We start from the raw sequence: 9,188 nt of genomic DNA, 5'->3' as shown, positions 1-9,188 counted from the left end.
GGCCTTGCCAGATCCCGTCCCAGCCAGATGCGTCCTCGCGCTCAGTCCTCACCGCCCGCGACCACCGGCCCTGCTGTCCCGTGGTCACATCTCCCGCGAAGCCTGCCCCCTCCACAGCCCCCGGCGACCGCATCGCCTGGCGTGGCTCGCCGTCACGCTGCCCAGCCTCGGGCTGCACCATCTGGGCCGGCGCTTTGCCGAACTGCCCAGCCTCGGGGCCCACCATCTGGACTGGTGCGCGGTCGAACTGCCCGATGACGGGCTGGACCATACCGGGCACATGGACTCGAGCACGATCGAGAAGCACAGCCCCGTAAGCATCACCGGCGAAGCATCGCGACCTCATCGACGGCTCGTCCCGCAACGGCTCGCATCGCAACGGCTCATAGCGCCGGGGCGCACGCCGCCCCGGACGAGCCGAACCAGCCAGACCGACCGAACCAGCCAGGCCGACTGAACCGGCCGAAGGAGAAGGCGGCGAGGAAGCCGAGGAAGGTGAGGAAGGTGAGGAAGGCGAGGCCTGCGGGACTGGGCGGCGCAGCAATATCGCACCCGAAAGCATCATCCCGGAACGCCTCCCTCCGGCCTCCAGCCGATCAGCACACCGTAAAGATATCGCTCACACGTTCTATAAGCAACTCTGAGTAGTTACTTATTAACCATCTGTCGATAATCCGATGTAAGTCCTCTTTGGCCCCTTTGGGAGCGCCGAGGACGCCGGCGTTGTCGCAGTTGCCTGGCCCGTCGTCGCCGACGGCGCTGTTACACACATCGGTCCACACCGCGCGGGGCAGCCGCGGTACAGAGGTGCCGCGAGCGCCGAAACACTGAGGTGCTGGATACAGGCCCTGGGATATCGAAGGCCCAATGCCGAGGTTCCTCCAATACCGAGGTCCCTGGCATACCGAAGGCCCGGGATATCGAAGGCCCGGGATATCGAAGGCCCGGGATACCGAATGCCCTGGATGCGGGTCCTGGGGTACCGAAGTGTCGGGATGCCGGCGGCGCTCCTCCAGCACGCGATCACCGGTGCCCCGGTCCGACGTCGCTCAGGTGACCCGTCGTCAACCGAGCAGTGGCAGTTCCACCGAGCGCTGCCGGGATACGAGGTGCTGGGATACGAGGTGCTGGGATACGAGGTGCTGGGATACGAGGTGCTGGGATACGAGGTGCTGGGATACGAGGTGCTGGGATACCGAGGGCCCTGGCGGGAATCCAGACCCTCGGCGCGCGGCACCTTCAATGGCGAGGCCCTGGATCTGCTTCGTCCCCTGCGGAGATCTCACTGTCGAGTGGACATTCCCGGTCTCCGTGGGAGACCGCCCTTCAGTAAAGAGTCTTCATGGCGGCCCGCACCTCGCCGAGAGTGGTCTCGGCGACCTCGTTGGCGATCTCGTTGCCGTCGCGCAGGACCTGCCGTACGTAACCCAGGTCCTGGGCGTAACGGGCGCGGCGCTCGCGGATGGGCGCCAGGTACTCGTTGACGGCCTCGGTGACGGTCGCCTTCAGGGCGGCGGCTCCCTTGTCGCCGATGTCGGCGGCGACCTCGTGGGGGTCGCGGCCGAGACACAGCGCCGCCAGGAGGACGAGGCTGGACACCTCGGGCCGGGCCTCCGGGTCGTAGGCAATGTGCCGGTGGGCGTCGGTCTTCGCACTCCGGACCAGCAGGGCGGTCTCGTCCGCACCGGCGGCCAGGGGGATGGCGTTGCCCCGGCTCTTGCTCATCTTGGTGCCGTCGGTTCCCAGCAGCAGCGGCGCCGCCGACAGCAGGGCGTCGGGCTCCGGGAAGACCGGGGTGCCGCCCGTGCCGTACCGGTCGTTGAAGCGGCGGGCGATGGTGCGAGTGAGCTCCAGGTGGGGCAGCTGGTCCTGCCCGACTGGAACCAGGTCGGCCTTGCAGAAAAGGATGTCCGCCGCCTGGTGGGCGGGGTAGGTGAACATCAGGCCGCTGACCGCGGACTGCCGGGAGTGCGCGATCTCGTCCTTGACGGTGGGGTTGCGGCTCAGCTCGGAGACCGAGACCAGGCTGAGGAACGGCAGCAGGAGCTGGTTGAGAGCCGAGACGGCACTGTGCGCGAAGATCGTGGTCCGCGCGGGATCGATGCCTACGGCGAGGTAGTCCAGGACCAGGTCCTCGACCCGTTCGTCGAGGCGGTCGGCGACGTCCCTGTCGGTCAGGACCTGGTAGTCGGCGATGATCAGGAAGGTCTCCACCCCCAGGTCCTGCAGCCGGACCCGGTTGTGGAGTGTGCCGAAGTAGTGGCCCAGGTGTAGTCGCCCGGTCGGGCGGTCACCGGTGAGCACGCGGAACCGCCCGGGATCCTGCCGGATGAGCTCCTCCAGCTCGGCGCTACGCCGCTGGGCGGCGGACATCCCGATGGTCGTCCCGGTGGTCGCCCCGGTACTCGTCTCGTCGCTCTTCCCGCCGCCCTGCTCACGGTACGTTCCAGGGCTCGCCCCGGCGGGCGCGGGCAGCGTGGGAACGGGGCTGGTGGCACTGATCGACATGGATTCCTCCTGGCGTTTCGGATGATTCGCCATCCGGAGGAGGCCCCTCGACCGAGGAAGAGCAACAAGAAGGGCCGTCCATCCGAACGGCCCGGGGTCGTGCGCGAGAGTGGCCGCTCCTACGAGGAGCGCCACCAGTTGCGACACGAACGATGCATGGGGGAAGCATACTTCCGCTTTCGCAGCGGGAACACCATGCCGACTGCACAATGAGGATCCGGTGCGGCGCCGCCGTACCGGATCTCAGGGACTCTGGGCCGGGAGGGCCGACCAGTCGATGGCCAGGCGCTGCGGGTTCGTGGGATCAACCCAGACCTGGACGTTCCTGCCAGGAAGGACAGCACCCATCAGGAGGCGCGGCAGGATCTGGCGGTGGCTCACGAGGTACGGCGACCCGCCCGCGGGCTGCACCTGGAGGTCGAACTCGACGACTACCTGGTCGTTCACCATCGTCCCGGTGTCCCGCATCCCGGTGATCAGGGCTCGGGAGGGGACGCCGGAGCCGATCAGTTCCTGGTTGCCCGTGCCCATGAAGTCCTTCATCCGCCCGAGTACGCCGGAGGACGGCCCCTGGCCTCTGGCGAGCCTGGCGGTGAGCGCGGTCGCACCGATGATCAGCAGGAACAGGCCGATCACGAAGATCGGCACGCCCCAGGACATGGTGGAGAGGGAGCTCATGCCGTACACGCCGCCGATGAGGAGGATGAGCCCGGCGGCGGCCGCGACGGGCAGCGCATTTCGCGCCATATTTCACAACCTTTCGCCTGTTTCGTGCGTCACAGAGCTAGGGGCGCCCACTTGACCGTCGCTTGCAGCCTGGTTGCCAGCACGGCGATGCGCGATGTTCAGGGTGGATCGCTACACTTTCCGCGATTTGCCGCTTTTCGGGCTCTCCGACGCGGGCGACAGCCCTCGTCCGATTGTCAGGAGTTAAGAACGTGGGTCTTGTCGACGTGCGTCCTGCCCTTCCCGTGGAGGAGCCGCCCGCCCCACCCACCCCGCCCAAATGGCGGGCGTGGCTGTGGGCCCTGCTGGCGGGTGTCCTCGGCGTGGCCGTTGGCGGGGTGACCTTCCTCGTCGGCGGATACGTGAAGCTCACCGGCAACGTCAAGCACGAGGTCGTGGCCAAGCAGGATCTGGGCCCCCGGCCCGTGAAGATCAGCAAAGCGATGAACGTGCTGATCGTCGGCTCGGACCAGCGCGACGGGGCCAACGCGAAGTACGGCAAGTTCGAGGGCGAGCGGACCGACACGATCATCCTCGCCCACATCTCGCCGAAGCGGGACGGCGCGATGCTGATCAGCTTCCCCAGGGACTCGCTCGTCCAGCTCCCCTCCTGTCCCGCGAAGAACGGGCTCCCCGGGCAGCAGCCCCACGTCGGCATGATCAACGAGTCGTTCAACTCCGGCGGCATCGCCTGCACCTGGAAGACGATCGAGGCACTGACCGACATCCGCATCGACCATTTCGTGAAGGTGGACTTCACCGGGTTCAAGTCGATGGTGAACGCGCTGGGCGGCGTCCCGATCTGCGTGCCCGAGCCGATCAAGGACAAGAAGGCGCGGCTGAACCTGGAGGCCGGACGGCAGGTGCTCAAGGGTGAGCAGGCGCTCGGGTACGTCCGGGCCCGCTACAGCCTGGGCGACGGCTCCGACATCGGCCGCATCCAGCGCCAGCAGATGTTCCTCGCCTCGATGGCCAAGAAGGCGATGAGCGGCGAGACGCTGACCGACCCGAAGACGCTCTTCGGCTTCCTCGACGCGGTGACCAAGTCGATCACCACCGACCCCGACCTGACCGTGGGCGTGATGAAGGACCTCGCGGTGAGCGCCGAGGGCCTGACCGCCGGCCAGATCCGGTTCGTGACCACGCCGTGGCGCTACTCCGTCACCAACCCCGGCCGGGTGGAGTGGGTCCAGCCGCAGGCGGACCGCCTGTTCAAGATGGTCGCCGCCGACCAGATCAGCAAGGGCGTCAAGGGCGGCGAGCAGAAGATCCCGAAGTCCCAGATCCACATCATCGTGGAGAACGGCAGCGGCAAGCAGGGCGTCGGCACCACGGTCGCCGCCGAGCTGGAGCAGCGGGGCTACCACGTCAGGAAGATCACCACGGCCGGGAAGCAGTACGCCAAGACGTTCATCAAGTACTCCCCCAACGGCGCGAGCCGGGCGCCCAGGCTCTACCGCGAGCTGGCCACGTCGAAGACCTATCTCGTCAAGAACGCGCAGACCCAGACACTGGTGCTCGTCATCGGCGCGGACTGGCAGGGGCTCAAGCCGCCCAAGACCCTGGATGACGTCGAGGGCTTCGACGCGACCCAGGACAGCTGCACGGCAAGCTGACCGCGATTCCACGGGTTCCGTTACTAACCTGTTATAAGCCCAGCTCGGCGGGCAGTAGCGACGGAATACCCGGACGTGGAGTGCTGCGGATGCGGACCGACTGGCGGAATCTCGGACAGGCACTGGCGCTGACCCTCGCCTCGGCGATGGTCTGGGGGCTGGCCCATCTGGTGGCGGGCCGGACCAGGACGGGACTGGCGCTCGCGGGCGCGTACACCGTGCTCCTCGGAGCGGTGTTCGCGGCCGCCACGGCGTTCCGCCCGGCCCTGCTCGAACTGGCCGTACGGCCCAACTGGCTGACCGGGCTGATCCTGGCGGCCCTGGCGATCGGGTTCTGCTGGTCCGCCGTCATCGTGTCGTCGTATCGACTGGTGCGGCCCCTGAACCTCGACAAGGTGGAGCGTGGCATCGCGACCGGCGTGGTCTCGCTGCTGTGCGTGCTCGTGGTCGCTCCCATGGCGTACGCGGGCCGGCTGGCCTACGTGTCCAGGGACGTCCTGCTCACCGTGTTCAACGGAGGGGTACCGCTGCGGCCGGATCCATGGGCGCGTAAGCCGCGGCTGAACGTCCTCCTGGTCGGGGCGGACGCGGCGAGGAACCGCCCCGGCGCGCGCACCGACAGCGTCACCGTGGCGAGCGTGGACACCCGCACCGGGGACACCGTGCTGTTCGGCCTGCCGCGCAATCTGGAGCATGTGCCGATGCCTCCGGGCCCGGCCAGGAACGCGTTCCCGTGGGGGTTCTCCGGCGACGGCGACGAGGCGACGCCCGGCCTGCTCAACGAGGTGTACCAATGGGCCGAGGACCATCCGTCGATCGTTCCCGGCGCACACGGAGACCGCGGGATGCGGCTGCTCAGGGACACCGTCAGCGGCATTCTCGGCCTCCACATCGACTACTACGCGATGCTCGACATGAAGGGCTTCACCCAGATCGTCAACGCCATCGGCGGGGTCACAGTCACCATCAGGCAGGACATCCCGTACGGGCTGGAGGGCGGCGTGCTGGAGGCGGGCCGGCGCCGGCTCGACGGCCAGCAGGCCCTGTGGTTCGGCAGGTCGCGCACCGACAGCGACGACTACGTGCGGATGGGTCGGCAGAAGTGCCTGCTGAACGCCGTCGCCAAGCAGGCCGACCCGGTGGCGGTGCTGCGCGGCTTCGAGCGAATCGCGGACGCGACCAAGCGGTATGTCACGACGGACGTGCCGCAGAGCATGCTGCCGGCGCTGCTCAAACTCTCCGAAAAGATCAAGAAGGCGCACATCCGGAGCCTGCAGTTCGTGCCTCCGCTGGTCAACACGGCCGATCCCGACTGGGGCCTCATCCAGCGCGAGGTCGGCAAGGCCCTGCGCCCCCAGCACCCACGGGCCCGGCATTCACGAGCCGAGCATCCTCGTCCCCGGCAGGTTCCGCAGCGGTCGCCCCGTCCAGCGAAGGGCCCGTCGTCGCCGGGCACCGCACAGTCGCTAGACAGTATTTGCTGAGCCTTGGCCATAATACCTACCTGACTTGACGGAAATATCGCCGCCGGGCTTCAATATCTGCTAAGCCGACTTATTTAGTAGGAAAAGCAGGGAGAAGCCCATGAGCGTTCGCAGGCTACGGGCGATCACGGCCGCCGCCATCGCGACCACCACCCTGGTCGCAGCCTGCGGGGGAGGCAGCGGTTCCGGGGGTGACGGCAAGGTCACGCTGGCGCTGGTCGCCTACTCCACCCCGCAGGCGGCCTTCACGGACATCATCGCCGCCTTCCAGAAGACTCCCGAGGGGAAGAGCATCACCTTCACCCAGTCGTACGGCGCCTCCGGCGACCAGAGCCGGGCCGTGGCGGCCGGGCTGAAGGCCGACATCGTCGAGTTCTCCCTCGAAACCGACATCACCCGCCTCGTCAAGGCCGGGCTCGTGGCCGAGGACTGGAACAGCGGCCCCACCAAGGGCATCCTGACGAAGTCGATCGTGGTCGTCGGCACCCGCAAGGGCAACCCGAAGAACCTCAGGACCTGGGACGACCTGATCAAGCCCGGCGTCGAGGTCATCACGCCGAACCCCTTCACCTCGGGCGCCGCCCGCTGGAACCTGCTCGCCGGGTACGGCGCGAAGTCGGACAAGGACGCGAACCAGGAGGCCGGCCTCGCCTACCTCGACTCGCTCCTGCACAACGTCCCCGTCCAGGACGACAGCGGCCGCAAGGCACTGCAGACCTTCACCGGCGGCAAGGGCGACGCGCTGCTGACCTACGAGAACGAGGCGATCTTCGCCCAGCAGAACAAGCAGGAGCTGGAGTACGTCGTCCCGGACGCCACCCTCCTGATCGAGAACCCGGTCGCCGTCACCAAGAACTCGGCCCACCCCAAGGAGGCCGCGGCCTTCCTCAAGTACCTCTACTCGGTCGAGGCGCAAACGATCTTCGCCAAGAACGGCTACCGCCCGGTGATCGACGGCGTGACCGGCTTCACGTGGCCCGACCCGCCACGGCTCTTCACCATCGAGGACATCGGCGGCTGGGACAAGATCACCAGTGACTTCTTCGACCCGAAGACCGGCCGCGTCGCGGAGATCGAGCGCAAGCTCGGCGTCGCGACCGAGAAGTGACGTCCCGGATGACCGGCCAGAGTGACCGACGCGCAGTGACCGGCCCGACCCGAATCCGCCCTACCCGGATCCGCCCTACCCGGATCGACTCCGTGCTGATCGACTCGAAGCGGGGTGGCCCGAAGTGACCGCGGAAACCGCTACCCGCACCGCTCCCCCGCCGCGCGCGGGGGCGCGACGGCGCGCGCGTCTTTCCGGGGGAACCGCCCTCGGCCTCGGCTCGGCCGTGCTGTACCTGAGCCTGATCGTGCTGATCCCGCTCGCCCTCGTGGTGTGGCGCTCCACCGACGAGGGGCTCGGCTACTTCTGGAGGGCGGTCACCACACCCGACGCGTGGGCCGCGCTCACCCTCACGATCGGCGCCTCGGCGATCGTCGCGCTGATCAACCTCGTCCTGGGCACGGTCATCGCCTGGGTGCTGGTCCGCGACCGCTTCCCCGGCAAGGGGATCGTGGACACGCTCATCGACCTGCCGTTCGCGCTGCCGACGATCGTCGCCGGGCTGGTCCTGCTCGCGCTGTACGGTCCGGAGAGCCCGCTGGGGGTGAACCTCGCCTACAGCAGGGCCGGCGTCGGCCTCGCGCTGCTCTTCGTCACGCTGCCGTTCGTCGTCCGTACGGTCCAGCCGGTGCTGATCGAGCTGGACAAGGACATGGAGCAGGCCGCGGCGTCCCTGGGCGCGAGCCCGTTCCAGACATTCCGGCGGATCGTCCTGCCCAACCTCGTGCCCGCGATGCTGTCCGGCACCGCCCTGGCGTTCACCCGGGCGATCTCGGAGTTCGGCTCGATCGTGCTGATCTCGGGCAACCTGCCGTTCAAGACCCAGGTCGCGGCGGTCAACATCTTCAGCCAGATCGAGGGGGACAACACGACCGGCGCCGCGGCGATCTCGACCGTCCTGCTGATCGTGGCCCTGGTCGCGCTGGTCTCGCTCGACCTCCTGCAACGATGGGGGAGCCGCCGTGGCTAAGTACGGCCTGCGCACGATCGCCGTCGTCTACCTGTTCTTTCTGCTGGTCCTTCCCGTCGGGCTGATCATCTGGCGGACGTTCGGCGACGGTCTTGCCCCGTTCGTCGAGGCGCTGACCTCGCCGTCGGCGCTGCACGCGTTCCGGGTCACCCTCGTCGTCGCGCTGTGGGCGGTCGTCGCCAACACCGTGTTCGGCGTCGGCGCGGCCATCCTGCTGGTCCGGCACGAGTTCCCGGGCAAGCGGCTGCTCGGCGCGTTCATCGACCTGCCGATGGCGGTCTCCCCGGTCGTCGTCGGGCTCGCGCTCACCCTGCTGTACGGCAGGTTCTCCCCGGTGGGCGGGCTGCTGGAGAGCTGGGGCCTGCAGATCATCTTCTCCACACCCGGCATGGTGCTCGCCACGGTGTTCGTGGCGCTGCCGCTGGTGGTCCGCTCCGTGGTGCCCGTCCTGGAGGAGCTCGGCGACGAGCAGGAACAGGCCGCGCACACCCTCGGGGCGAGCCGCTTCCAGACGTTCCTCCGTATCACGCTCCCCGGCATCCGGTCGGCCCTGGCGTACGGCGTGGTGCTGTGCCTGGCCCGCTCCCTCGGCGAGTACGGCGCGGTCGCGGTCGTCTCCGGACGCCTGGTCGACCAGACCCAGACCCTCACGCTGTTCGTCGAGGAACGCTTCCAGAACTTCGACCAGCCGGCCGCGTTCGCGGCGGCCACGGCGCTCGCGCTGCTCGCCGTCGTCGCCCTGCTGCTCACCAGGCTCCTGCGCCCAAAGGACTGAA

Annotated in this window: 8 protein-coding genes; 6 read left to right on the top strand and 2 right to left on the bottom strand. The window is 68.2% G+C overall.

Annotated features, from left to right (window positions below):
- Positions 1-457, top strand: a 457-nt coding sequence (locus tag QSK17_RS25805; RefSeq protein WP_285707861.1) for a hypothetical protein, incomplete at its 5' end; no start/stop codon positions are given.
- Between the two features lie 869 nt (positions 458-1,326).
- On the opposite strand, the gene trpS is transcribed toward QSK17_RS25805, so the two are convergent.
- Positions 1,327-2,508, bottom strand: coding sequence for a tryptophan--tRNA ligase (gene trpS / locus QSK17_RS25800; RefSeq protein WP_285707860.1), 1,182 nt, complete (start codon positions 2,506-2,508; stop codon positions 1,327-1,329).
- A gap of 243 nt (positions 2,509-2,751) precedes the next feature.
- Positions 2,752-3,255, bottom strand: coding sequence for a hypothetical protein (locus tag QSK17_RS25795; protein WP_285707859.1), 504 nt, complete (start codon positions 3,253-3,255; stop codon positions 2,752-2,754).
- Between the two features lie 191 nt (positions 3,256-3,446).
- On the opposite strand from QSK17_RS25795, the gene QSK17_RS25790 reads away from it, so the two are divergent.
- From QSK17_RS25790 to QSK17_RS25770, 5 genes are all read left to right on the top strand, one after another.
- Positions 3,447-4,850, top strand: coding sequence for an LCP family protein (locus tag QSK17_RS25790; RefSeq protein WP_285707857.1), 1,404 nt, complete (start codon positions 3,447-3,449; stop codon positions 4,848-4,850).
- 89 nt (positions 4,851-4,939) lie between these two features.
- A complete protein-coding gene (locus tag QSK17_RS25785) occupies positions 4,940-6,334 on the top strand; it encodes an LCP family protein (RefSeq protein WP_285707856.1) in 1,395 nt (464 codons plus the stop codon).
- Between the two features lie 100 nt (positions 6,335-6,434).
- Positions 6,435-7,442, top strand: coding sequence for a sulfate ABC transporter substrate-binding protein (locus QSK17_RS25780; protein WP_285707855.1), 1,008 nt, complete (start codon positions 6,435-6,437; stop codon positions 7,440-7,442).
- Positions 7,443-7,566: 124 nt separating this feature from the next.
- On the top strand, positions 7,567-8,412 hold the full coding sequence (gene cysT / locus QSK17_RS25775) for a sulfate ABC transporter permease subunit CysT (protein ID WP_285707854.1): 846 nt from the start codon (positions 7,567-7,569) through the stop codon (positions 8,410-8,412).
- A complete protein-coding gene (locus tag QSK17_RS25770; RefSeq protein WP_285707853.1) occupies positions 8,405-9,187 on the top strand; it encodes a sulfate ABC transporter permease subunit in 783 nt (260 codons plus the stop codon). The genes cysT and QSK17_RS25770 overlap by 8 nt, the downstream gene beginning before the upstream one ends.
- Position 9,188: the final 1 nt, after the last annotated feature.

The sequence above is a fragment of the Microtetraspora sp. NBRC 16547 genome (assembly GCF_030268965.1).
In the GTDB taxonomy this organism is placed as follows: domain Bacteria; phylum Actinomycetota; class Actinomycetes; order Streptosporangiales; family Streptosporangiaceae; genus Microtetraspora.
This window is presented reverse-complemented; position numbering and strand designations above follow the sequence as displayed.